This window comes from Allobosea sp. GW821-FHT12C12, from assembly GCF_058807355.1.
The window spans coordinates 123,292-146,585 of record NZ_JBXAQP010000009.1; the positions used below are offsets into that span (position 1 = coordinate 123,292).

At 68.5% G+C, this 23,294-nt stretch carries 23 protein-coding genes; 17 read left to right on the forward strand and 6 right to left on the reverse strand.

What is annotated here, in order from left to right:
- Window positions 1-13: 13 nt before the first annotated feature.
- Genes bchM through hemA form a run of 9 tightly spaced genes read left to right on the forward strand, consistent with a single transcriptional unit; the run spans window position 14 to window position 7,631 of the window.
- The gene (gene bchM / locus AC1RRW_RS14515) at window positions 14-745 is read left to right on the forward strand and encodes a magnesium protoporphyrin IX methyltransferase (protein WP_492901480.1); all 732 of its coding nucleotides are present in this window, start codon (window positions 14-16) and stop codon (window positions 743-745) included.
- Entirely contained in the window at window positions 742-2,175 is a 1,434-nt protein-coding gene (locus AC1RRW_RS14520; RefSeq protein WP_492901481.1) for a BCD family MFS transporter, read from the forward strand. The genes bchM and AC1RRW_RS14520 overlap by 4 nt, the downstream gene beginning before the upstream one ends.
- Before the next feature lie 24 nt (window positions 2,176-2,199).
- Window positions 2,200-2,976 carry a photosynthetic reaction center subunit H gene (gene puhA, locus AC1RRW_RS14525; protein ID WP_492901482.1) on the forward strand — a complete coding sequence of 259 codons (777 nt, stop codon included), beginning with the start codon at window positions 2,200-2,202 and terminating at the stop codon, window positions 2,974-2,976.
- Window positions 2,973-3,644, forward strand: coding sequence for a photosynthetic complex putative assembly protein PuhB (gene puhB, locus AC1RRW_RS14530; protein ID WP_492901483.1), 672 nt, complete (start codon window positions 2,973-2,975; stop codon window positions 3,642-3,644). Before puhA ends, puhB begins: the two co-directional genes overlap by 4 nt.
- A gap of 13 nt (window positions 3,645-3,657) precedes the next feature.
- A complete protein-coding gene (gene puhC / locus AC1RRW_RS14535) occupies window positions 3,658-4,134 on the forward strand; it encodes a photosynthetic complex assembly protein PuhC (RefSeq protein WP_492901484.1) in 477 nt (158 codons plus the stop codon).
- Entirely contained in the window at window positions 4,131-4,451 is a 321-nt protein-coding gene (locus tag AC1RRW_RS14540; protein WP_492901485.1) for a hypothetical protein, read from the forward strand. The genes puhC and AC1RRW_RS14540 overlap by 4 nt, the downstream gene beginning before the upstream one ends.
- Complete coding sequence (acsF, locus tag AC1RRW_RS14545) at window positions 4,448-5,518, forward strand: magnesium-protoporphyrin IX monomethyl ester (oxidative) cyclase (RefSeq protein WP_492901486.1); 1,071 nt, start codon at window positions 4,448-4,450, stop codon at window positions 5,516-5,518. Before AC1RRW_RS14540 ends, acsF begins: the two co-directional genes overlap by 4 nt.
- Window positions 5,519-5,532: 14 nt before the next feature.
- Entirely contained in the window at window positions 5,533-6,390 is an 858-nt protein-coding gene (gene puhE / locus AC1RRW_RS14550; protein ID WP_492901487.1) for a putative photosynthetic complex assembly protein PuhE, read from the forward strand.
- 29 nt (window positions 6,391-6,419) lie between these two features.
- A complete protein-coding gene (gene hemA, locus AC1RRW_RS14555) occupies window positions 6,420-7,631 on the forward strand; it encodes a 5-aminolevulinate synthase (RefSeq protein WP_492901488.1) in 1,212 nt (403 codons plus the stop codon).
- A gap of 117 nt (window positions 7,632-7,748) precedes the next feature.
- On the opposite strand, the gene AC1RRW_RS14560 is transcribed toward hemA, so the two are convergent.
- Window positions 7,749-8,945, reverse strand: a complete 1,197-nt coding sequence (locus tag AC1RRW_RS14560) for an O-succinylhomoserine sulfhydrylase (protein ID WP_492901489.1) — start codon at window positions 8,943-8,945, stop codon at window positions 7,749-7,751.
- Between the two features lie 99 nt (window positions 8,946-9,044).
- Window positions 9,045-9,782, reverse strand: a complete 738-nt coding sequence (locus tag AC1RRW_RS14565) for a pyrimidine 5'-nucleotidase (protein ID WP_492901490.1) — start codon at window positions 9,780-9,782, stop codon at window positions 9,045-9,047.
- 646 nt (window positions 9,783-10,428) lie between these two features.
- Between AC1RRW_RS14565 and AC1RRW_RS14570 the strand changes: the two genes are divergently transcribed.
- Window positions 10,429-11,883 carry an AMP nucleosidase gene (locus AC1RRW_RS14570; RefSeq protein ID WP_492901491.1) on the forward strand — a complete coding sequence of 485 codons (1,455 nt, stop codon included), beginning with the start codon at window positions 10,429-10,431 and terminating at the stop codon, window positions 11,881-11,883.
- A 21-nt stretch (window positions 11,884-11,904) separates the two neighbouring features.
- Here AC1RRW_RS14570 and typA read toward each other — a convergent pair whose 3' ends face one another.
- From typA to AC1RRW_RS14585, 3 genes are all read right to left on the reverse strand, one after another.
- Complete coding sequence (typA, locus tag AC1RRW_RS14575) at window positions 11,905-13,728, reverse strand: translational GTPase TypA (RefSeq protein WP_492901492.1); 1,824 nt, start codon at window positions 13,726-13,728, stop codon at window positions 11,905-11,907.
- Window positions 13,729-13,887: 159 nt separating this feature from the next.
- A complete protein-coding gene (locus AC1RRW_RS14580) occupies window positions 13,888-14,184 on the reverse strand; it encodes a helix-turn-helix domain-containing protein (protein WP_492901493.1) in 297 nt (98 codons plus the stop codon).
- 398 nt (window positions 14,185-14,582) lie between these two features.
- Window positions 14,583-15,869 carry a TAXI family TRAP transporter solute-binding subunit gene (locus tag AC1RRW_RS14585; RefSeq protein WP_492901494.1) on the reverse strand — a complete coding sequence of 429 codons (1,287 nt, stop codon included), beginning with the start codon at window positions 15,867-15,869 and terminating at the stop codon, window positions 14,583-14,585.
- 102 nt (window positions 15,870-15,971) lie between these two features.
- Between AC1RRW_RS14585 and AC1RRW_RS14590 the strand changes: the two genes are divergently transcribed.
- From AC1RRW_RS14590 to AC1RRW_RS14620, 7 genes are read left to right on the forward strand one after another with little or no spacing between them, the layout of a single operon-like run.
- Window positions 15,972-16,661 (forward strand): phosphoribosylanthranilate isomerase, encoded by a 690-nt coding sequence (locus AC1RRW_RS14590; RefSeq protein WP_492901495.1) that lies wholly within the window; start codon window positions 15,972-15,974, stop codon window positions 16,659-16,661.
- A complete protein-coding gene (gene trpB, locus AC1RRW_RS14595; protein WP_492901496.1) occupies window positions 16,658-17,905 on the forward strand; it encodes a tryptophan synthase subunit beta in 1,248 nt (415 codons plus the stop codon). Before AC1RRW_RS14590 ends, trpB begins: the two co-directional genes overlap by 4 nt.
- Window positions 17,906-17,927: 22 nt before the next feature.
- Window positions 17,928-18,314, forward strand: a complete 387-nt coding sequence (locus tag AC1RRW_RS14600) for a DUF488 domain-containing protein (protein ID WP_492901497.1) — start codon at window positions 17,928-17,930, stop codon at window positions 18,312-18,314.
- 55 nt (window positions 18,315-18,369) lie between these two features.
- Window positions 18,370-19,218, forward strand: a complete 849-nt coding sequence (trpA, locus tag AC1RRW_RS14605) for a tryptophan synthase subunit alpha (protein WP_492901498.1) — start codon at window positions 18,370-18,372, stop codon at window positions 19,216-19,218.
- A gap of 37 nt (window positions 19,219-19,255) precedes the next feature.
- Window positions 19,256-20,152 carry an acetyl-CoA carboxylase, carboxyltransferase subunit beta gene (accD, locus tag AC1RRW_RS14610; protein ID WP_492901499.1) on the forward strand — a complete coding sequence of 299 codons (897 nt, stop codon included), beginning with the start codon at window positions 19,256-19,258 and terminating at the stop codon, window positions 20,150-20,152.
- A 33-nt stretch (window positions 20,153-20,185) separates the two neighbouring features.
- Window positions 20,186-21,508: a bifunctional folylpolyglutamate synthase/dihydrofolate synthase gene (locus AC1RRW_RS14615; protein WP_492901500.1), complete on the forward strand. Its 1,323-nt coding sequence runs from the start codon at window positions 20,186-20,188 to the stop codon at window positions 21,506-21,508.
- 22 nt (window positions 21,509-21,530) lie between these two features.
- Window positions 21,531-22,376 (forward strand): aldo/keto reductase, encoded by an 846-nt coding sequence (locus AC1RRW_RS14620; protein ID WP_492901501.1) that lies wholly within the window; start codon window positions 21,531-21,533, stop codon window positions 22,374-22,376.
- A 4-nt stretch (window positions 22,377-22,380) separates the two neighbouring features.
- Here the strand turns inward: AC1RRW_RS14620 and AC1RRW_RS14625 are convergent, their stop codons facing one another.
- Window positions 22,381-23,133: a sulfite exporter TauE/SafE family protein gene (locus tag AC1RRW_RS14625; protein WP_492901502.1), complete on the reverse strand. Its 753-nt coding sequence runs from the start codon at window positions 23,131-23,133 to the stop codon at window positions 22,381-22,383.
- Window positions 23,134-23,294: the final 161 nt, after the last annotated feature.

Here is a 23,294-nt window from a genome sequence, read left to right on the forward strand (position 1 = left end):
GAGGGCGGCATCGATGTCCGACGCGACCTACGCCCGGCGCCGCAGCGAGCTGAAGACCTATTTCGACCGCACCGCGGTCGAGGCCTGGGCGAAGCTCACCTCCGACGCGCCGGTCAGCGGCATCCGCGCCACGGTCCGGGCCGGGCGCGACGCGATGCGCGCGACGCTGCTCTCCTGGCTGCCCGGCGACCTGCGGGGGCAGCGCATCCTCGACGCCGGCTGCGGCACCGGAGCGCTCGCCGTCGCCTGCGCGTTGCGCGGGGCGCATGTCGTCGCCATCGACCTGTCGCCGACGCTGGTGGCGCTGGCGCAGGACCGCGCCCCGCGCGATCTCGCCGGGGGCTCGATCTCCTTCCGCTCCGGCGACATGCTCGACCCCGCGCTCGGCGGCTTCGACCATGTCGTGGCGATGGATTCGCTGATCCATTACCGGGCCGCCGACATCGTGCGCGTGCTTTCGGGGCTGGCGGCGCGGACCTCGTCCTCGCTGCTGATCACGCACGCCCCGCGGACGCCGGCGCTGACGCTGATGCACATCGTCGGCCGCGCCTTCCCGCGCTCGGATCGCGCTCCGGCGATCGAGCCGGTCAGCGATGTCGCGCTGGCGCGGCAGATCGCGGCGGAGCCCTCGCTGGCAGGCTGGCGCGCTGGGCGGGCGCAGCGGATTTCGAGCGCCTTCTACAAGTCGCGGGCGCTGGAGCTCGTCACGCAAGAGCGCCCGGCGCAAGGGAGCCTGGCCAGATGAACCCGGTCTCGGCCGCGCTGGTGAAGGGTCTGACGCGGATCGGTCCGCGCTGGCTGCCCTTTGCCGATGCGGCTTCTCCGGAGCTGCCGCTCGGGCGGATTCTCAGGCTGTCGCTGTTCCAGATCTCGGTCGGCATGGCGACGGTGCTGCTGGTCGGCACGCTCAACCGGGTGATGATCGTCGAACTGAACGTCCCGGCCTGGATCGTGGCGCTGATGGTCTCGCTGCCCTTCCTGTTCGCGCCCTTCCGCGCGCTGGTCGGCTACAAATCGGACACGCACCGTTCGGTGCTGGGCTGGCGGCGCGTTCCCTACATCTGGTTCGGCTCGCTGATGCAGTTCGGCGGGCTGGCGATCATGCCCTTCGCGCTGCTGGTGCTCTCGGGCGACGGCGTCGGGCCGATCTGGATCGGCCAGGCCGGCGCGGCGCTCGCCTTCCTGCTGGTCGGGGCGGGGCTCCATACCACCCAGACGGCGGGTCTTGCGCTCGCGACCGATCTCGCCACGCCCGCGACCCGCGCCCGCGTCGTGGCGCTGCTCTATGTGACGCTGCTCGCCGGCATGGTGCTGTCCGGTCTCGTCTTCGCCTGGCTGCTGGCCGACTTTTCGCCGCTCAGGCTGATCCAGGTCGTGCAGGGCGCGGCCATGGTGACGATGGGGCTCAACATCGTCGCCCTCTGGAAGCAGGAGGCCCGCAATCCGGCCCTGACGCGTTCCGATGCGGCGCGCCCGGCCTTCCGGACGGCGCTTGCCGCCTTCGCCGCCGACCGGCGCAGCTTGCGCTTCCTGATCGCGGTCGGGCTCGGCACGGCCGCCTTCAACATGCAGGACATCATCCTGGAGCCGTTCGGGGCTCAGGTCCTGCGTCTCAGCGTTTCGGGCACGACGGTTCTGACGGCCCTGCTCGCCGCCGGCTCGCTCGCCGCCTTCATGCTGGCGGCGCGCGCTCTGGCGGCCGGCGTCGACCCCTACCGGCTGGCGGCGCTCGGCGTCGTCGCGGGGCTTGTCGCCTTCCCTTGCGTGATCTTCGCCGGCGCGATCGACGCCGCCAACCTGTTCCGCTTCGGCGTGGTCCTGATCGGCTTCGGCGGCGGGCTCTTCGCCGTCTCGACGCTGACCACCGCGATGGCGATCGAGAGCGGCGGCATGCACGGTCTGGCCGTCGGCGTCTGGGGGGCGGCGCAGGCGAGCGCGGCCGGCCTCTCGATCGCGCTCGGCGGCGCGCTGCGCGATCTCGTCGCCATGCTCGCCGCGAATGGGTCGCTCGGCCCCGCCTTCGCCGATCCGTCCGTCGCCTACGGCGTCGTCTACCATGTCGAGATCGCGCTGCTCTTCGCCACGCTCGTCGCCATCGGCCCGCTTGTCCGCAGCGCCGATGTGATGCGCGCCACCCCGTCAACCCGATTCGGCCTCGCGGAATTTCCAAGCTGAAAGCCTTTGAAGGAGGGCTCTCCAATGCGCGCCATCATAGGAAATATCGACGTCGCCCAGATCACGATCTGGCTGTTCTGGCTCTTCTTCGCCGGCCTGATCGTCTATCTGCGCCGCGAGGACCGGCGCGAGGGCTATCCGCTCGAATCCGACACCCATCCGGGCAAGATGCTCTCGCCGAGCCTGATCTTCTACCCGTCGCCGAAAACCTTCCGGCTCGGCAGCGGCGCGACGGTCCAGGCTCCGAACGGGCGGGCCGATTCGCGTCCGCTCGCCGCCGTGCCGACGGCGAGGTTCCCAGGCGCGCCGCTGGCGCCCAACGGCGTCAACCCGATGCTGGATTCGATAGGCCCGGGCTCCTGGGCCGAGCGCTCCGACATGCCCGACATGACCTATGACAACCACCTCAAGATCGTGCCGGTGCGCGTCGCCACGGGCTACAGTGTCTCCGCCGGTCCCGATCCGCGCGGCTTCGACGTGCTCGGCGCCGATCGCAAGGTCGCCGGCAAGGTCGTCGATCTCTGGGTCGATCGCTCGGAATGCATCCTGCGCTATTTCGAGGTCGCGCTCGACGGCGGACGCAACGTCCTGCTGCCGACCGTCTTCTGCGACATCGCCGCGGGCGCGCGGCCGGGCGCCGGGCGGGTCTTCGTCACGGCGCTGCTGGCGCATCAGTTCGCCGATGTTCCGGGCACGCGCACGCCCGATGCGGTGACTCGCCTCGAGGAGGAGAAGATCGCCGCCTATTACGGCGCGGGCACGCTCTACGCCACGCCGCTGCGCGCGGAGCCCAAGCTATGAGCGGGCATGCGATCCACGACGATTTCGCCTTCGAGCCGATTCCGGGTCTGCCGGAGCGGCCGCCGGAGGGCGAGCGCATCCTCTGGCAGGGCTCGCCCGACTGGCGCGGCCTCGCCTGGAGCGCCTTCCATGTCCGCGAGGTGGCGTTCTACTTCGCGGCCCTGGTCGCGGCCCAGCCGGTGCTGGCGCTGATCGACGGCTCGCCCGTGGCCGGCTCGCTGCAGCCGATGCTCTGGGTCGCGATGGCGGGCGCCGTCGCCATCGGGGCGCTTGGCCTGCTCGGCTGGCTCTCGGCGCGCGGCGCGGTCTACACCATCACCAGCCGGCGGCTCGTGCTGCGCTTCGGCATCGCCTTGCCGATGACGATCAACCTGCCCTTCGCGGTCGTCGCCGGCGCCGGTGTGAGACTGTCGCGCGGCGGCCATGGCGACCTGCCGGTCGCGATCGTGCCCGGCGAGAAGGTCTCATACGTCATCATGTGGCCGCATGTCCGGCCCTGGAAGCTGGGCAAGCCCGAGCCGATGCTGCGCGCGGTTCCCGATGCCGCGAGCGTGGCCGACATTCTCGGGCGGGCGCTCGCCGCCCATGCCGGCGCGCCGGTGCGCGTCGCGCGCGAGGTCGCCGGCAACGACCGGCGCCTGCCGGCCGGCATGGCGGCTGCGGGCTGAGGAGGACAGAGCGATGACCGACGCGACCCTCGAGAACCGGGCTCCCGTCGCCGGCGGCTCGCCGCCGCGCTGGACCCTCGTCGCCATGGCGCTGCTCGCCCTGTCGACGATCGCGATCGCGGGTCTCGGGCGCCGGACCGGCATCGGCGTCACCGGCGTACCCGAGAGCCCGACGGTCGCCCGGGTCGATCTGCGCTTCGAGGACCGCGCCGACGGCTCGGTCGTGATCCGTGACGGAGCGGGCGCGGTGCTCGCCACGCTCGCCGTGAGCCAGGACGGGTTCGTTCGCGGGTCGATGCGCAGCCTGACCCGGCAACGGCAGATCGCCGGCGTCGGTCGGGAGCAGCCCTTCCGGCTGGAGCGGAGGGAAAATGGCCGGTTGAGCTTGAGCGATCCCGCGACAGGGGGCAGGATCGAGCTGGACGCCTTCGGACCGAGCAATTCCGCCGCCTTCGCGCGGTTCCTGCCCGCCGGGGAAACGCGTCCATGACCGATCTCCCGCTGACGGACCATGCAATGGCAGAGCCGAAGCAGTTCGACGTTCCCTGCACCATCGAGGTCTCGCACACCTTCGACAGCCTGCACGCCCATTGCGTGCTCGACGGCGACATCAGGATCCGGCCGGGCGACGAGGTCATCGTCCATGGCGAGCCGATCAAGGTGCCCTATGGCGAGGTCCAGACCTTCCGCCGCATCGCCACGGTGACGCGCGCGAACTGGCTGGAGCAGGTCTGGACGAAGATCAGCGGCCGTGCCGAATTCATGGAGCTGCTCGAGTTCAGCTTCTCGGAAAGGACCAAGCTATGACAGCCGCGACCATGCAGGTCGGCGCGATGCGCGCGGCCCCCAACGAATCGACGCGGATGGCCCAGCAGGACACGCTGCTCACGCCGCGCTTCTACACCACCGATTTCGAGGAGCTCGACAAGGTCGACGTCTCCTCCGTGCGCGAGGAATGGGACGCGCTGATCGCCGAGATGAAGAGCGACCCCAACAAGGGCCACTTCACCCGCAACGCCGAGTGGAAGCTCGAGCTGGAGAAGATTCCCGAGCCGCTGCGCAAGGAGTTCATCGACTTCCTGATCTCCTCGCTGACGGCCGAATTCTCGGGCTGCGTGCTCTATGCCGAGATGCGCAAGCGCGGCGCCAATCCCGACATCTGCGAGCTGTTCAAATACATGAGCCGCGACGAGGCCCGGCATGCCGGCTTCATCAACGACGCGCTGAAGGAGTTCCACATCGGCGTCGATCTCGGCTTTCTGACCAAGGCGAAGAAATACACCTTCTTCAAGCCGAAATTCATCTTCTACGCGACCTATCTCTCCGAGAAGATCGGCTATGCCCGCTACATCACGATCTATCGGCACCTGGAGAAGCACCCCGATCTGTGCTTCCACCCGATCTTCAAATGGTTCCGCGAGTGGTGCAACGACGAGTTCCGCCATGGCGAGGCCTTCTCGCTGCTGATGCGGGCCAACCCGCATCTGCTGACCGGCGGCAACAAGCTCTGGGTGCGCTTCTTCCTGCTCGCGGTTTACGCCACGATGTATGTGCGCGACCATGTCCGGCCGGAATTCCACAAGGCGCTGCGGATCGACCCGACTGAATACGACCACACCGTCTTCCGGATCACCTCGGAGATATCGAGGCAGGTCTTCCCGGTCGTCCTCGACACCGACAACCCGAAGTTCCGGGCCGGGCTGGAGCGGGTGCGCATCCTCAGTCTCAGGATCGCCGACGCGGCCGAGAAGGGCCGGACCATCCGCAAGCTCGGCCTTCAGGCGCAGGTCGGCGCGGCGCTGCTGCGGCTCTACCTGATGCCGACCATCAAGAACGACATCCCCGCGACCAGCCGGCTCCAGCCGGCATACTGAAAGGGGCAAGCGCCTTGGCCGCCCATGGCATTCCGATCGTCGCGACCTTGTTCGCCTGGTGGTTCTCCACCGGGGCGATCCTGTATCTCGACGGCCTGCCGCGGGCGACCTTCCGCTGGAGCCTCGGCGTGGCCTCGCTGATCGCGCTCGCCGCGCTCTGGGGACTGGCCGCGACCGCCGACCAGGCCAGCGTCACGGGCGCCTATCTCGCAGTGCTCTGCGCCGTGCTGCTCTGGGGCTGGAACGAGATGGCCTTCCTGTTCGGCTATCTCACCGGCCCGCGCCGCGAACCCTGCCCGCCCGACGCCAAGGGGCTCGCGCGCCTTGCCGCCGCGACGCGCGCGATCCTGCATCATGAGCTGGCGCTGCTGGCCTCGCTCGCGCTCGTCGCCGCGCTGACCTGGGGCGGAGCCAATCGTTTCGGCCTGATGACCTTCGCGCTGCTCCTCGCGATGCGGCTCTCGACCAAGCTCAACATCTTCCTCGGCGTGCCCAACACCACGGTCGAGTTCCTGCCCGCGCATCTCGCCTATCTGAAAAGCTATTTTCGGCAGAAGCCGATGAACCTGCTCTTCCCGTTTTCCGTGACGCTGGCGACGCTGCTCACCGCCTGGCTCGTCCACAAGGTGGTCGTCGGAGACCCGGCGCTGGCTACGGGGTTCGTGCTTCTGGCGACGCTGGCCGCGCTCGGCGTCATCGAGCACTGGTTCCTCGTGGTGCCGCTGCCGGTCGCGGAACTCTGGTCCTGGGGCCTGCGCTCGCATGAACGCCATGCCGTCAGACCAGCGCCACGGCCGGCCCTGTCGCCAGCCCGCATCGCGCCCGAACCCGCGACACCGCGTGCCATTTCCCCCTCGTCCCTGGTTGCGTAGGACTGACGAGATCCGCAAGGAGGCTGCCGATGGACTTTGAGAACTTCTTCCGCCGGGAACTCGACGGCCTGCGCAAGGAAGGCCGCTATCGCGTCTTCGCCGATCTCGAGCGCAAGGCCGGGCAGTTCCCGCGCGCGACCTTCCACGGCGAGGACGGCCCGCGCGAGGTCACCGTCTGGTGCTCGAACGACTATCTCGGCATGGGCCAGCATCCCGACGTTCTCGCCGCCATGCATGCCGCGCTCGACGGCTGCGGGGCAGGGGCCGGCGGCACCCGCAACATCGGCGGCACCAACCATTATCATGTGCTGCTGGAACAGGAGCTCGCCGATCTGCACGGCAAGGAATCGGCGCTGCTTTTCAACTCCGGCTATATGTCGAACTGGGCCTCGCTCTCGACCTTCGCCGCGCGCATTCCCGGCTGCGTCGTGCTGACCGACGGGCTCAACCACGCCTCGATGATCGAGGGCATCCGCCATAGCCGGGCCGACAAGGTCGTCTTCCAGCACAACGATCCCGACGATCTGCGCCGCAAGCTGCGGGCGATCGATCCGCGCCGGCCCAAGCTGATCGCGTTCGAGTCGGTCTACTCGATGGATGGCGACATCGCCCCGATCGCCGAGTTCTGCGACCTCGCCGACGAGTTCGGCGCGATGACCTATGTCGACGAGGTCCATGCGGTCGGCCTCTACGGCGAGCGCGGCGGCGGCGTCTCCGAGCGCGACGGCGTGGCGCATCGCCTGACCGTGATCGAGGGCACGCTCGCCAAGGGCTTCGGAATCATGGGCGGCTATATCGCGGCCTCGGCCGCGACCTGCGACTTCATCCGCAGCTTCGCCTCCGGCTTCATCTTCTCGACCTCGCTGCCGCCGGCGCTGGCGGCGGGCGCGCTCGCCTCGATCCGCCATCTCAAGCAGAGCCGGTCGGAGCGGGCCGGCCATCAGGCGCGCGTCGCCTCCGTTCGGGCGCGGCTCGATGCGATCGGCATCCCGCATTTGCCCAATCCGAGCCATATCGTGCCGGTGATGGTCGGCGATCCGGTGCTGTGCAAGCGCATCAGCGACGAACTGCTCGAGCGCTTCGACGTCTATGTCCAGCCGATCAACTACCCGACCGTGCCGCGCGGCGCCGAGCGCCTGCGCATCACGCCCTCGCCGCTGCATTCGGACGCCGACATCGATCACCTGATCGGCGCGCTGACGGCGATCTGGGGTCAGGTGGGCCTGAAGCTCGCGGCTTAGTCGCGGTCGGCCACAGCCGTCATGGCCGGCCTTGCGCCGACCATCCACGTCTTCCTTCGGCAAGGACAGCGTTCAAGACGTGGATGCTCGCCACAAGGGCGAGCATGACGGTGACGCTTACGACGCCGCCAGCGCCTGAGCCAAGTCCGCGATCAGGTCGTCGGGGTGCTCCAGCCCGATCGAGAGGCGGATCATGCCGTCGCTCACGCCCATGCTCGCCCTGACCTCGGGGGTGAAGCGCTGATGCGTCGTCGTCGCCGGATGCACGATCAGGCTCTTGGCGTCGCCGAGATTGTTCGAGATGCGGATCAGCCCGCAGGCGTTGAGCAGGCGGAAGGCCGAGCCCTTGCCGCCCGCGACCTCGAAGGCGATCAGCGTCGAGGGTCCGCTCATCTGCCTTGCGATGATCTCGGCCTGGGGATGGTCGGGGCGGCCGGGAAAGATCAGCTTGGTCAGGCCCGGCTGGCCGGCGAGCCAGTCGGCGACGGTCGCCGCGCTCTCGGCCTGCTTGCGGATGCGCAACGGCAGCGTCTCCAGCGCCTTCAGCATCACCCAGGCGTTGAACGGCGACAGCGCCGGCCCGGTCTGGCGCAGGAAGGTCTGGACATGGGTCTGGATGAACTCCTCCGAGGCCAGGATCAGCCCGCCGAGACATCGTCCCTGCCCGTCGATGTGCTTGGTCGCCGAATAGACCACGCAATCGGCGCCGAGTTCGAGCGGACGCTGGAACAGCGGCGTCGCGAAGACATTGTCGACGACCAGCGTTGCGCCGGCCTCCTTCGCCACCGCCGCCACGGCGGCGATGTCGATCACCTCCAGAGTCGGGTTCGACGGGCTCTCGAGGAAGAGCACCTTGGTGTTCGGCCGCACCGCCTTGCGCCAGGCCGCGATGTCGGTCCCGTCGACCAGCGTCGAGTCGACGCCGTAGCGCGGCAGGTGCTCCTCGACGACATAGCGGCACGAGCCGAACAGGGCCTGGGCCGCCACGACGTGGTCGCCGGCGCGCAACTGGCCCATCACGGCCGCGGTGACGGCCGCCATGCCGGTCGCGGTGGCGCGGCAGGCCTCGGCGCCCTCGAAGGCGGCCATGCGCGCTTCCAGCATGGCGACGGTCGGATTGGAGAAGCGGGCGTACTGGAAGCCCGGATCCTTGTTCAGGAAACGCGCCTCGCATTGTTCGGCGCTGTCATAGACATGGCCCTGCGTCAGGAACAGCGCCTCGGAGGTCTCGCCGAACTGCGAGCGTAACGTGCCGGCATGGACCAGCCGCGTTTCGGCATGCAGGCGCGCCATATCTTCCATGGACCCTGACATCAGCGCGCTCCGATCGTTCGATATAACGGATGCGGGGAATATCAGCTTCGCAATCGTTCGTAAAGACGAACGATTTTTCTGTCAGGGGAACGGCGTGATTCAGCCACGCGGCCGTTCGAGGCCCAGCGGCTTGAGGAAGCCGGCAAGGTCGTCAGTGACGTAGTGGACGTGGCCGGCCTCGATCGCGACCTGCTCCCAGGCTTCGCGGAACGGGTCCGGCGTCTTCGGGATGATCAGCACCGTCTTCATGCCGAGTTCGCTCGGCGCGATCAGGTTCTTCTCGATATCCTCGAACATCGCCGCCCGCCCGGGATCGACGCTGTGCTTGGCGAGGAAGGTCTCGTAGGTCGCTCGCTCGGGCTTGGGCAGGAAGCCGGCATGGACGATGTCGAAGATGTCCTCGAAATGGTCGAGAATGCCGAGCTTGCCCGCGACGTTCCTGGCATGGCCGACCGAGCCGTTCGTCAGGATGAGCTTGCGGCCCGGCAGCGCGGCGATCGCGGCGCCGAGCGCGGGGTCGGGTTCGAGCAGGCTCAGATCGATGTCATGGGCGAAATCGAGGAAGACGTCGGGGTCGATCCGATGCTCTTCCATCAGGCCTTTGAGCGTCGTGCCGTAGCGGTGGTAATAATATTGCCGCAGCGCGTGCGAGGACAGCCCGTCGAGGCCGAAGAGTTCCTGCAGGAACAGGGTGATCCGCTCGTTGACCTGCGGCCAGACCCGGCTCTCATGCGAATAGAGCGTGTTGTCGAGATCGAAGATCCAGTGGTCGACATGCGCGAACGCCGCCGGCTGGAGCGGCGGCGCGGCGACTGGGATGGCGGCGTGCGTGTTCATGGACGTCCGGAGATGGCTCGGCCAAGCGTGACTTGCAAGTTCTTAACACTTGCAAGTCCTTTGCTGGACCTTGACCATCCCCGGCGACCATCGAACCCATGTCCGGGCTCAGGCGTCCGGCAGGCCGGTTTCGGCGACTCGGCCGAGATCATCCAGTGCGTGCCGAAGCGGTCCCGCGGCATGCCGCAGCGCGGCGCCCAGAACGTCTCCGTCATGGTCTCCCGATCCGCGCGCCGTCCGACAGCGCGACGCGTCCCAAACCTGGAAATCGGCGATCAGCGGACAGATCCGCTCCGGCGTCGCATCGATCGCGATCGCGCGCTGGACAGGCCGCGGCGGCGGGCAGGACGGTCTCGCGCATGGTCGTGGTCCTTTGCCGTGGGCGGGACGGAATCGTCACGCATCGTCAGGGTGGCCGGGGTCAGCGGCGCCTCGACCGGCGGCCGGGCCTTTCATTCCCTGAAGGAGATCCTCCAGCCGGCCGAGGCTCCGGTCCCAGAAGCGCATAGTGCTCCAGCCATGGCGACCGGCCTGTCGACGGCGTCCGCAGGCTCGGTCCCCAGCCTCGCCAGCGGCATCGTCGGTTGTTGTCAGGACGGTGCGAGCCCGGCTAGAAGCTCAGCCGAACGAAAGGATCGTTCGCCCCATGACATTCGAGACCGCCGCGACGCCCGAAGCCGCCATCGACCGGCTCGAAGCTCTCTACGGGCAGGCGAAGGCGACGCTGCGCGCCGATCTGCAGTGTTTCTTCGAGACAGGCGACCCGCCGGGGCAAGACAGGCGCGCGCGCTATCGCTATCCGGCGCTGCGCGTGACCTATGCGCCGTCGGCACTGCCGGCGGCGACCCGGCGGGGCTACGCCAAATTCGCCGCGCCCGGCATCTACTCGACCACGGTGACGCAGCCGGCCGAATTCCGCGGCTATCTTCTCGACCAGCTCAGGCCGCTGGTCGAGGAATACGGCGCGACGATCGAGACCGGCGTCAGCGACCAGGAAATCCCCTATCCCTACGCGCTCGACGGCGGCGACGAACTCGGCCGCGGCAAGGTCACGGCAGCGGAGCTGGCGCGCCATTTCCCGACGCCGCTGCTCTCGCTGGTCGGCGACGAGATCGCCGACGGCAGCTTCGACATCGTCGACGGCCAGCCGCGCCCGCTCGCGCTGTTCGACGCGGTCAGGGTCGATTATTCGCTGCGCCGGCTGGTGCACTACACCGGCGCCGACTGGCGCGCCGTGCAGCCCTGGGTGCTGCTGACCAACTACCACCGCTATGTCGACCAGTTCGTCAGGCTGGCGCTGGCCGAGATCGAGGCCGGCACGGCGCTGGCGCTGGTGACGCCGGGCGGCATCCGGATCGACCGACAGGGCCTCGATGTGTCCGCGGCCGAGCGCGTGATGTCGGCGCCCTGGCACCGCTTCCAGATGCCGGCCTATCACCTGATCCGCGAGAACGGAGAGGGCGTGACGCTGGTCAATATCGGCGTCGGCCCCTCCAACGCCAAGAACATCACCGACCATCTCGCGGTGCTGCGGCCGAACTGCTGGCTGATGGTCGGCCATTGCGGCGGCCTGCGCCAGACGCAGATCATCGGCGACTACGTGCTGGCCCACGCCTATCTCAGGCAGGACGGCATCCTGGACGAGCTCGTGCCGCCGGACGTGCCGGTGCCGGCGCTCGCCGAGGTCCAGGTCGCCCTGCAGGAGGCGGCCGCCGAGGTCACGGGCGAAAAAGGCGACCGGCTCAAGAACCGCTTGCGCACCGGCACCGTGGTGACGCAGGACGACCGCAACTGGGAGCTGCGCTGGACCAAGGAGCGCCGCCGCATCAACCTGTCGCGCGCCATCGCGGTCGACATGGAGTCAGGCACCGTCGCGGCGCAGGGCTACCGGCTGCGCGTGCCCTACGGCACGCTGCTCTGCGTCTCCGACAAGCCGCTGCACGGCGAGATCAAGCTGCCCGGAGCGGCCAACGCCTTCTACGAGCGCGCCGTCAGCGAGCATCTGCGCATCGGGCTGGCCGCGCTGGAGAAGCTGAAGGAGGCGGGCTCGACGATCCACTCGCGCAAGCTCAGAAGCTTCGACGAGCCGCCGTTCAGGTAACGACGGCCGGGAAATCCGCGCCTACGCGACTTCCTGCTTCAGCTTCTGCGAGCGCTTGCGCTCGTTGGGGTCGAGCACGCCCTTGCGCAGGCGGATCGACTTCGGCGTGACCTCGACCAGTTCGTCGTCGTCGATCCAGGCCAATGACCGTTCCAGGGTCATCCGGATCGGCGGCGTCAGGCGCACCGCCTCGTCCTTCGAGGTGGTGCGGATGTTGGTCAGCTTCTTGCCCTTGAGCACGTTGACCTCGAGATCGTTCTCGCGCGTATGCTCGCCGACGATCATGCCCTGATAGACCTTCCAGCCGGGCTCGATCATCATCGGGCCGCGATCCTCCAGGTTCCACAGCGCATAGGCCACCGCCTCGCCTGTCTCCATCGCGATCAGCACGCCGTTGCGGCGCCCGCCGATCTCGCCCTTGTAGGGCAGGTAGGCGTGGAACAGCCGGTTCATGATCGCGGTGCCGCGCGTGTCGGTGAGCAATTCGCCCTGGTAGCCGATCAGCCCGCGCGTCGGCGCGTGAAAGACCAGTCGCAGCCGGTTGCCGCCGGAGGGGCGCATCTCCAGCATGTCGGCCTTGCGCTCGGACATCTTCTGCACGACGACGCCGGAATGCTCCTCGTCGACGTCGATCACGACCTCCTCGATCGGCTCCAGCAGTTGGCCGCTCTCGTCGCGCTTCAGCACGACGCGCGGGCGCGAGACGCCGAGCTCGAAGCCCTCGCGGCGCATCGTCTCGATCAGGATCGCGAGCTGCAATTCGCCGCGGCCGGAGACGACGTAGCTGTCCTTGTCGGAGGCCTCCTCGATCTTCAGCGCGACATTGCCCTCGGCCTCCTTGAACAGCCGGTCGCGGATGACGCGGGTGGTGACCTTGTCGCCCTCGGTGCCGGCGAGCGGCGAATCGTTGACCATGAAGGTCATCGAGACGGTCGGCGGGTCGATCGGCTGGGCCTTGATCGGGGTCTCGACCGACGGGTCGCAGAAGGTGTCGGCGACGGAACCCTTCACCAGCCCCGCGATGGAGACGATGTCGCCCGGGATCGCTTCCTCGATCGGCGTGCGCTCCAGGCCGCGGAAGGCGAGGATCTTGGTGATGCGGCCGGTCTCGACGGTCGCGCCGTCGCCCGAGAGCACCTTGATCGTCTGGTTCGGCCTGGCCGAGCCGGAGACGACGCGGCCGGTGATGATGCGGCCGAGATAGGGATTGGCCTCGAGCAGCGTGCCGAGCATCCGGAACGGACCCTCCTCCGTGCGCGGCTCGGGCACATGGGAGAGGATGAGATCGTACATCGGAGCCAGGCCCTGGTCCTGCGGGCCGGCCGGATCATGCGCCATCCAGCCCTGCTTGCCCGAGCCGTAGAGGATCGGGAAATCGAGCTGGTCGTCATTGGCGTCGAGCGCGGCGAAGAGGTCGAAGACCTCGTTGATCACCTCGGTGACGCGCGCGTCCGGCTTGTCGACCTTGTTGATCGCCACGATCGGGCGCAAGCCCAGCTTCAGGGCCTTGGAGACGACGAACTTGGTCTGCGGCATCGGCCCCTCGGCGGCGTCGACCAGCACGATCGCCGAATCGACCATGTTGAGGATGCGCTCGACCTCGCCGCCGAAATCGGCGTGGCCCGGCGTGTCGACGATGTTGATGCGGGTGTCCTTCCAGACGACCGAGGTCGCCTTGGCGAGGATGGTGATGCCGCGCTCCTTCTCCAGGTCGTTGGAGTCCATCACGCGCTCGATGATGCGCTGGTTGTCGCGATAGGTGCCCGACTGCTGCAGCAGCTTGTCGACGAGCGTGGTCTTGCCGTGGTCGACGTGGGCGATGATGGCGATGTTGCGCATGGACATGCGGGAAAGGCCTTGTTCATGGCCACGGGCCGGCGGGGTGGAAACCCGGCCGGCGCAGCCCGTTCGTGAGGAATCTGGAATTCGCTGCGCTGCACATAAACGCTGGAGGGCGTTTGGGCAACCTCGACCGATGCGAGCCTGTGCTCGTCGTTGAGCGGTTCAGGCGGCCGAGCGCAACAGAGCGCGGATATCCTCTGGCCGTTTCGCGATAACCGTCAGATAGGCACGCAGGGCTCCGAGCGGCCGCGAGCGACCTTGCTCCCAATCCCTGATCTGCACGACGCTGAAGCCATACGCCTCGGCGAAGTGGGATTGAGACAGTTTCAAACCCTGCCGGATCGCCTTTACGTCGACATGGGCCGGGAGGTGCAGCGCCGCCGGCTCCGCCTTGCCCTGCGCGATGGCAACAGCTTCTTCGAGGCCTTCGGCGATCCTGGCAAACGCTAATTTGGTCATCGGCGCTCTCCCGACCGGCTCGGCTTCGACCCATAGGCCGCGACGAGCTTTTTGGTGATATCGCCCAAGGCGATGCATTCGGCTTTGTTCGCGCGATCGCGCTTGGCGAAAACGGTGATGAGGAATACGGGGATGTCGGCACCTGAGTAGGACGTGATGCTTCTGTGTCCGCCACTCTTGCCTTTGCCCGCGAGCCGCAGTTGCCCGCAGCTCCGGTTCGGGCAATCTCGTCTCCAGCCATAGAATTGGAAGCGAGGATGTCGACCAGCGCTGAGACGTCCTCTCCGTCATTCCAGCATCCCGCGCCGCGCGGCGAAAGGCGTGCGTTTCGACCACGGAATGGATGACAGGATTATACGTAACTTACGCAGTTGAAACAAGCCCGACCGGCCGCCTCGTCACGACTCCGCCAGTTGCCGCTGGCGCTCGGCCACGGCCCGCCCGACCTGGTCCATCACCAGCCGATAGGCGGCGAGACCGGAGCCGTCGAGATCGTCCTTGGCGTAGTCGCCGAGCACGCGCGTCAGGATGACGTCGGCTTGGTTCTCGAAGCCTGCAAGGCTGCCTTCGTCCTCGCAGGATCTGATTTCAGGCAGCAAGGCCAGCAACTCGTCCAGGCCCGACATCGCCCTGCGCCGGCGCGCGGCGCTTTCGCGACCGAGCAATCCGGCGGTGCCGGTGCCGAGCAGGGACAGCCCCATCACGCCGAGATAGAACCAGTCGCCATAGCGCTCGAAGAAGGTCTTCTGCTCGCCATCGATGAAGGCGGCCGCGCCGGTATGGACAGGCAAGGCCGAATCCTTGTCGGTCGAGGGCGCTTCCAGTCCCTGGATCAGCGGGAGTTCGGCGGCGAGGGTGACGCGCAGCGCCAGCACGGCGCTGACGAGATTGCCGACGACATCGTCAGCGAGATCCTGCGAGGCGACGAGCCGCGAGGTGATCGCGATCGTCGGCAGCGCCTCCGAGGGGCGGGGCGGATCGCCGCCGAGCGCGCCGCGCACGATCTCGCCGGTCTCGATCGTGCGGATGCGGGCCGCGATCGCGTCGGCCTCGCGCACCGGGATCAGCACCGGATCATCGCCCCAGCCCGAGCGCAGCCGGCCGACGGCCTCGTTGTTGGTGCGCGCACCCACCGCGTTGATCGAGAAGAAGGCGTTGATGCGGCCCTCCTTCGCGGCGGGCACGATCTCGTCCTTCGTCAGGCCGACGATCGTGACCTCCTCGGCCGCGACCTCGTATTGCGCCAGCACGAGCCTGAGCAAGGCGAGGTTGCCGGGCGGATTGCGCACCACGCCGATCGTCTTGCCACGCAGATCGGCGATGCGGCCGATCGCGGTCTCCTTGCGCGTGATGAAGAACGGGAATGAGCGCCGCGTGATCAGCGCCGTATCGGCCTTGCCCGGCAAGGCGATATCGGGCCGGATGATGGCGAGATCGGCCGCTCCGGCATCGATTTTCCTGGCGCTCTCCTCCGGGCCTTCGGTCAGGATGAGCTTCAGCCTGATCTGCGACTTTTCGCGGTTGAGGCCCTGCACGAAGCCGGCCGCCATGCGGGCGTCCTCGGAGCCGAGCGGCCCGACCGCGAGCTTCAGCGTCCTGGGCTGGCTGACCAGATAGAAGGCCGCGGCCACGATGCCGAAGATCGCCAGCAGCCCCGCCAGTATCGTGAAACCGCGTCGCCTCATGCCCCAACCAATTCCCGCGCGCGCCGCGCCATGTTCGGCAGCTTGGCTTTACCGGCCATCATGTCGCAAGTGCGACGTGCGCGATCATGCTATAGGCCGCCCATGACGACGTTGAAACCCGGTCTCGAGGTGAAGATCTGCGGATTGTCGACTCCCGACACCATGCGGGCGGCGCTGGATGCCGGCGCCGACATGGTCGGTCTCGTCCTTCATCCGAAGAGCCCGCGATACGTCTCGCGCGAGCATGCCGCGGAGCTTGCCGGCCTGGCGCGGAAGCGCGCCGATATCGTCGCGCTGATCGTCGATCGCGATCTCGGCGAGGTGCGGGAGCTTGTCGAGGCGCTGAAGCCCGACTGGCTCCAGCTTCATGGCCGCGAGACGCCCGACGAGGTCCGCGCCATCCGGGTCGCGACCGGCCTGCCGGTGATGAAGGCGCTGGGCATCGCCGGCGTGGACGATCTCGCCGCCGTCGCGGCCTATCGCGGCGTCGCCGACCGTATCCTGCTCGACGCAAAGCCGCCGAAGGACGCAGCCTATCCCGGCGGCCATGGCCGGCCTTTCGACTGGGCGCTGCTGGCGAAGCTCGACCCCGGCTTTGGCTTCATGCTATCGGGCGGGCTCGATGCGGCGAATGTCGCGGAGGCGATCCGCATGGCGCGGCCGGCCGGCGTCGATGTCTCGTCGGGCGTCGAAAGCGCGCCGGGCGTCAAGGATGCCGACCGGATCGGGGATTTCGTCGCGGCGGCGCGGGCCGCCGCGCAAAATTTGGACAAGAAGGCAGGCCCGGCATGAACGCGCCCCAGAACCCGAATACCTATCGGTCCGGCCCGGACGAAAACGGCCGCTTCGGTCTGTTCGGCGGCCGTTTCGTCGCGGAGACGCTGATGCCGCTCGTGCTCTCGCTGGAGCAGGCCTATGAGGCCGCCAAGGTCGATCCGGCCTTCCGGAAGGACATGGCCTCCTATCTGAAGCACTATGTCGGCCGGCCCTCGCCGCTCTATTTCGCCGAGCGCATGACCGAGCACTTGCGTGGTGTAGCGACGGCCGCCGGCCTATCGGGCGGCGCGAAAATCTATTTCAAACGCGACGAACTGAACCACACCGGCGCGCACAAGGTGAACAATGTGCTCGGCCAGATCCTGCTGGCCAGGCGCATGGGCAAGAAGCGCATCATCGCCGAGACAGGCGCCGGCCAGCACGGCGTCGCGACCGCGACGCTGTGCGCCCGCTTCGGCCTCGAATGCATCGTCTATATGGGCGCGGTCGATGTCGAGCGGCAGAAGCCAAATGTCTTCCGCATGAAGATGCTGGGCGCGCAGGTCGTGCCGGTGCAGTCCGGCTCGAAGACGCTGAAGGATGCGATGAACGAGGCGCTGCGCGACTGGGTCACCAATGTCGCGACGACGTTCTACTGCATCGGCACGGCGGCGGGCCCGCATCCCTACCCGGCGATGGTGCGCGATTTCCAGTGCGTGATCGGCCGCGAGACGCGCGAGCAGATGCAGGAGGCCGAAGGCCGGCTGCCGGATTCGCTGATCGCCGCGATCGGCGGCGGCTCCAACGCGATCGGCCTGTTCCACCCCTTCCTCGACGACCCCGAGGTCAAGATGTTCGGCGTCGAGGCGGCCGGCCACGGCCTGTCCACCGGGCTGCACGCGGCCTCGCTGACCGGCGGCACGCCGGGCGTCCTGCATGGCAACCGGACCTATCTGCTGATGGACGGCGACGGCCAGATCAAGGACGCCCATTCGATCTCGGCCGGGCTCGATTATCCCGGCATCGGCCCCGAGCATGCCTGGCTGCACGATTCAGGCCGCGTCAGCTACATTTCCGCGACCGACGACGAGGCGCTGGAGGCCTTCCAGCTCTGCTCCAAGCTCGAGGGCATCATCCCCGCGCTGGAGCCGGCCCACGCGCTCGCCAAGGTGATGCAGCTCGCGCCGAAGCTGCCCAAGGACCATCTGATGGTGATGAACCTCTGCGGCCGCGGCGACAAGGACATTCCCCAGGTGGCGGAGATACTGGGCGGGATGTGAGGCTGTTCAGGCCGTCTCGAATATGCCTCTCCGCATCGTCCGTCTCGGCTCGGCCCGCCATCCCGACGAAGGCACGCGCATCGGCGCCGTCCGGCGTCCGCCGCGCGGCGTCCGCAAGGAGCGCTTCGCCGCGGACGACTGGTTCGACGTCTGGTATCCCGAGCTGTCGCCGAGCGCCGAACTGGTCGCCAGGGCCCAGGCGGCGAGCACCGATGCGCAATGGGCCGGCTTCGTGCGCGCCTTCAGGGCCGAGATGGCGGGGCCGCCGGCCAGCCGCACGCTCGATCTGCTGGCCGCGCTTTCGCACAGGGCCGACCTCTCCGTTGGCTGCTATTGCGAGGACGAGGCGCGCTGCCATCGCTCGGTGCTACGCCAGTTGCTCCGCGACCGCGGCGCGACGATCGGTTGAGGCGGCCCGACCTGCCCTCTCGCCAGCCCGCGCCGGCCATGCTAACCGCTGGCGCATGACGACCAACGGCCAGACCCGCATCCAGACCCGTTTCGCCGCCTGCGCCGCCGAGGGGCGCGCCGCGCTGGTGACCTTCGTCACCGCCGGCGATCCGGATTTCGACACCTCTTCGGCGATCCTGCATGCGCTGCCGGCGGCCGGCGCCGACATCATCGAACTCGGCGTGCCCTTCACCGACCCGATGGCGGACGGCGTCCCGGTCCAGCTCGCCGGCCAGCGCGCCCTGAAGGCCGGCCAGACGCTGAAGGCCACGCTGGCCATGGTCGCGGCCTTCCGCGACGCCGGGCATGACACGCCGATCGTGCTGATGGGCTACTACAACCCGATCTATGTCTACGGCGTCGAGCGCTTCCTGCAGGACGCCAGGGCGGCCGGCGTCGACGGCCTCATCGTCGTCGACCTGCCGCCAGAGGAGGACGCCGAACTCTGCCTGCCGGCGCTGGCGGCAGGGGTGAACTTCATCCGCCTCGCCACGCCGACCACGGATGACGAACGCCTGCCCAAGGTCCTGCGGAACACCTCGGGCTTCGTCTATTACGTCTCGGTGACCGGCGTCACCGGCGGCGCCATCGGCGATTACGAGGCCGTCGGCGAGGCGGTCGCGCGGATCAAGCGCCATACCGATCTTCCGGTCGCGGTCGGCTTCGGCGTCAAGACGGCGGCCGATGCGGTGGCGATAGCCAGGGGCGCGGACGGCGTCGTCGTCGGCTCGGCCCTGGTCGAGCGGGTCCGGTTGTCGCTGGATGGCGACGGCAGGGCCACGGAAAAGACCGTATCGGCCGTCACGTCGCTGGTGGCGGAGCTCGCCGCCGGCGTCCGCCGGGCGGCGAAGGCCGCGGCCTGAGCCGGCCTTTCGCGGCAAAACCGTCAGGATCGAAGCGATGAACTGGATCTCCGAAGTCGTCCGGCCGCGCATCAAGACGCTGTTCAAGCGCGAGAGCCCGGAGAATCTCTGGATCAAATGTCCCGATTCCGGGCAGATGGTCTTCCACAAGGATGTCGAGGCCAACGGCTTCGTCATCCCCGGCTCCGACCACCATATGCGCGTCAAGGCGCCCGATCGCCTTCGCATGACCTTCGACGAGGGCAAATGGCTCGACGTCGCACTGCCCGAGGTCGCGGTCGACCCGCTGAAGTTCCGCGACGAGAAGCGCTATCTCGACCGGCTCAAGGACGCGCGCGCCAAGACCGGCGCGCAGGACGCCTTCAAGGTCGGCTATGGCCGGGTCAAGGGCCTGCCGATGACGCTGGCCGTGCAGGATTTCCACTTCATGGGCGGCTCGCTCGGCATGGCCGCCGGAGAGGCCTTCATCAGGGGCGCCGAGACCGCGCTGGAGAAGAAGACGCCCTATGTCGTCTTCGCGGCGTCTGGCGGCGCGCGCATGCAGGAAGGCATCCTCTCGCTGATGCAATTGCCGCGCACCACCGTCGCGGTCCGGATGCTGCGCCGCGCCGGACTGCCCTATTTCGTCGTGCTGACCAACCCGACCACCGGCGGCGTCACCGCCTCCTACGCCATGCTGGGCGACATCCAGATCGCCGAGCCTGGCGCGCTGATCGGCTTCGCCGGTCCGCGCGTCATCGAGCAGACCATCCGCGAAAAGCTGCCCGAAGGCTTCCAGCGCGCGGAGTATCTCAAGGATCACGGCATGGTCGACATGGTCGTCCATCGCCACGACCTGCCCGGGACGCTGGCGAGGCTCGGGCGGCTGCTGACCCGTCAGCCCGATCCCGCCAAGCTAGCCGAGCCTTCGCCGCCGCTCACCGAGGCGGCCTGAGCGACGCGCGCGGACGAGGGCCGGAAACGCGTCATGGGGTCGTCGGACACGCTGCTGGCGCGGTTCCTCGCGCTGCATCCCAAGCTGATCGACCTGTCGCTCGGGCGCATGCTGCGGCTGCTGGAGCGGCTGGGCGATCCCCAGGCCAGGCTGCCGCCGGTGATCCATGTCGCCGGCACCAACGGCAAGGGCTCGACCATCGCCTTCATGCGCGCGATCCTCGAGGCGGCGGATCTGCGCGTCCATGTCTACACCTCGCCGCATCTGGTGCGCTTCCACGAGCGCATAAGGCTCGGCGCTGTCGGCGGCAGCCGCTTCGTCGACGAGGACATGCTGGTCGATGCGCTGACCCGCTGCGAACGCGCCAATGCCGGCGACGCGATCACATTTTTCGAGATGACGACGGCGGCGGGCCTGCTGCTGTTCTCCGAGCACGAGGCCGATGTCGTGCTGCTGGAAGTCGGGCTCGGCGGCCAGTTCGACGCGACCAACGTCATCGCCCACCCGGCCTGCGCCGTGGTGACGCCGGTCTCGCTCGACCATGCCGAGTATCTCGGCGACACCGTCACCAAGATCGCGGGCGAAAAGGCCGGCATCTTCAAGCGCGGCGCGCCGGCCGTGATCGCGCCGCAGGAACCCGAACCGACCGCCGTGCTGGAGGCGACCGCCGAGCGCGTCGGAGCGTCGAAGATCCTCATCGGCGCGCAGGATTTCAACGTCCGCGAGGATGGCGGCCGGCTGGTCTACGAGGATGGCGAGGGCCTGCTCGACCTGCCCCTGCCGCGCCTCGCGGGCCGGCACCAGCACGTCAACGCCGGCACGGCGATCGCGGGCCTGCGCGCCGCCGGCTATGGCGGGCTGCCGGCCAGGGCGTTCGAGCAGGGCATGCTCGGCGCCGACTGGCCGGCGCGCCTCCAGCGCCTGTCGCGCGGGCAATTGGTCGAATTGCTGCCGCCGCGCGCCGAACTCTGGCTCGATGGCGGCCACAACCCCGATGGCGGCCGCGTGTTGGCGCAGGCCATGGCCGATCTCGCCGATCGCAACCCGGCCCCGCTGGTGATGATCGTCGGGCTGCTCTCGACCAAGGACGCCAAGGCCACGCTCGGCCATTTCAAGGGGCTGGCGCAGACGCTTCTGACCGTCCCGATCCAGAACTCGCTGGTGGCGAGGCCCGCCGCCGAGGTCGCGGCGCTCGCGGGAGAGGCCGGGCTGCAGGCGGAGATCTCGGGCTCCGTCGAACAGGCGCTGCGGACCATCGCCGAACGCAACTGGCCGGCCCCGCCGCGCATCCTGATCTGCGGTTCGCTCTATCTGGCGGGCGAGGTGCTGTCGGCCAACGGCACGCCGCCGGTGTGACGTCGCGGCCAAGCAGGACATCATGACCTCGCAACCATTCGGGGCCGGCGGCCCGGCCGTCCCGCCCGTCGGTCAGGGCGCCTGGAACATCGAACTCGGCGACCGCCACGAGGCCGTCGCGGCGCTGCGGCGCGGGCTCGATCTCGGCCTGAACCATGTCGACACCGCCGAGATGTATGGTTCCGGCCGGTCAGAGGAGATCGTCGGCGAGGCGATCGCCGGCCGGCGCGACGAGGTCTTCCTCGTCTCGAAGGTGCTTCCGCACAACGCCTCGCGCAGCGGAACGGTCAGAGCCTGCGAGGCCTCGCTGGCGCGTCTCGAGACCGACCGGCTCGACTGCTACCTGCTGCACTGGCGCGGCTCGCATCCGCTGGCGGAGACCTTCGCCGCCTTCGAGACGCTGCGCGCGCAGGGCAAGATCCTGTCCTGGGGCGTCAGCAATTTCGACGTCGACGATCTGGAGGAGGCGCTCGCCGTGTCGGGCAAGGGGGAGATCGCCTGCAACCAGGTGCTCTACCATCTGCGCGAGCGCGCCATCGAGCATGCCGTCATCCCGTGGTGCGAGCGCCATGGCGTCGCGGTCACCGCCTACAGCCCCTTCGGGCAGGACGATTTTCCCGAACCCGGCAGCGCCGGCGGACAGGTGCTGGCCAGGATCGCGGAGAGCCGTGGCGCGAGCCCGCGACAGGTCGCGCTCGCCTTCCTGACCCGCCGCCCCTCGGTCTTCGCGATCCCGAAGGCGGCTCGGACCGCCCATGTCGAGGACAATGCCGGCGCGCTTGGCCTGCGCCTGGGCGACGACGACATCGCGCGCATCGACGCGGCTTTCCCGCGCGGCCCGAAACCGCGCTCGTTGCCGATGCTGTGAGGCGTCAGAAACCGGCGGCGCGGCGCAGCAGATCGAGCCCTATCACCGTCAGCACGGTCTTGATGATCGCGACGAACCAGCGCTCGGGCAGCCGGTCGAGCAGCTTCGTGCCGGCGATGGTGCCGAGGAAGCCCGAGACGATCATCGCCGCGATCAGCGGCAGCCAGCCGGCGAAGGCGAAACCCAGCGCGGCGAAGGCGAAGACCTTGAGCAGGTGCTGCACCATCATGCAGGCGGCGTGCGTGGCGATGAGCTCGCGCTTCCGCAGGCCGAGCGGCAGCAGCAGCGCCTGCACGAAGGGGCCGGTCGCGCCGACGAACATGGTCACGACCGTCGAGATGCCGCCGCCCACGACCAGCCCGCTCGAGGCGAGGCCGGGAATCCGCGGTTTCGGGATCCAGGCCAGGACGAGGATGAAGCCGCCGAGCACGCCGAGCAGCACCCGCTCCGGCATCGCCACGACGATATAGCCGCCGATCGCGACGCCGACGAGAGAGCCAAGCGCGAAGCGCGCCACCATGCCCCACTGCGCATGGATGCGTTGGACGAAGGCGCGCCCGACATTGGAGCCGAGCTGGACGAGGCCGTGGACCGCGATGACGACGGCTGGCGAGACCGTGCCGGCGAGCGCGCCCAGCATGACCGCGCCGCCGCCGATGCCGAAGGCGGCGGTAAAGGCCGAGGTCATGAAGCTGACGGCGACGAGCAGCAGCGCGATCGCGGGCGTGACGCCGGCCGGCAGGAGCATCTCTGTCATGGGTACCGGGCAAAGAGACGGGCGTCGAAAGGAGGGGATCACCCTGCTACACCCCGCGCTCCGAGCCGGTAAAGCGCGCGCCGCGCATGCCCTCGCCGCGATGGCGGAAACCACGATTCGCGTGGACGCTTTACGACGTCCGCGAGCAGGCGTTTTCTTGA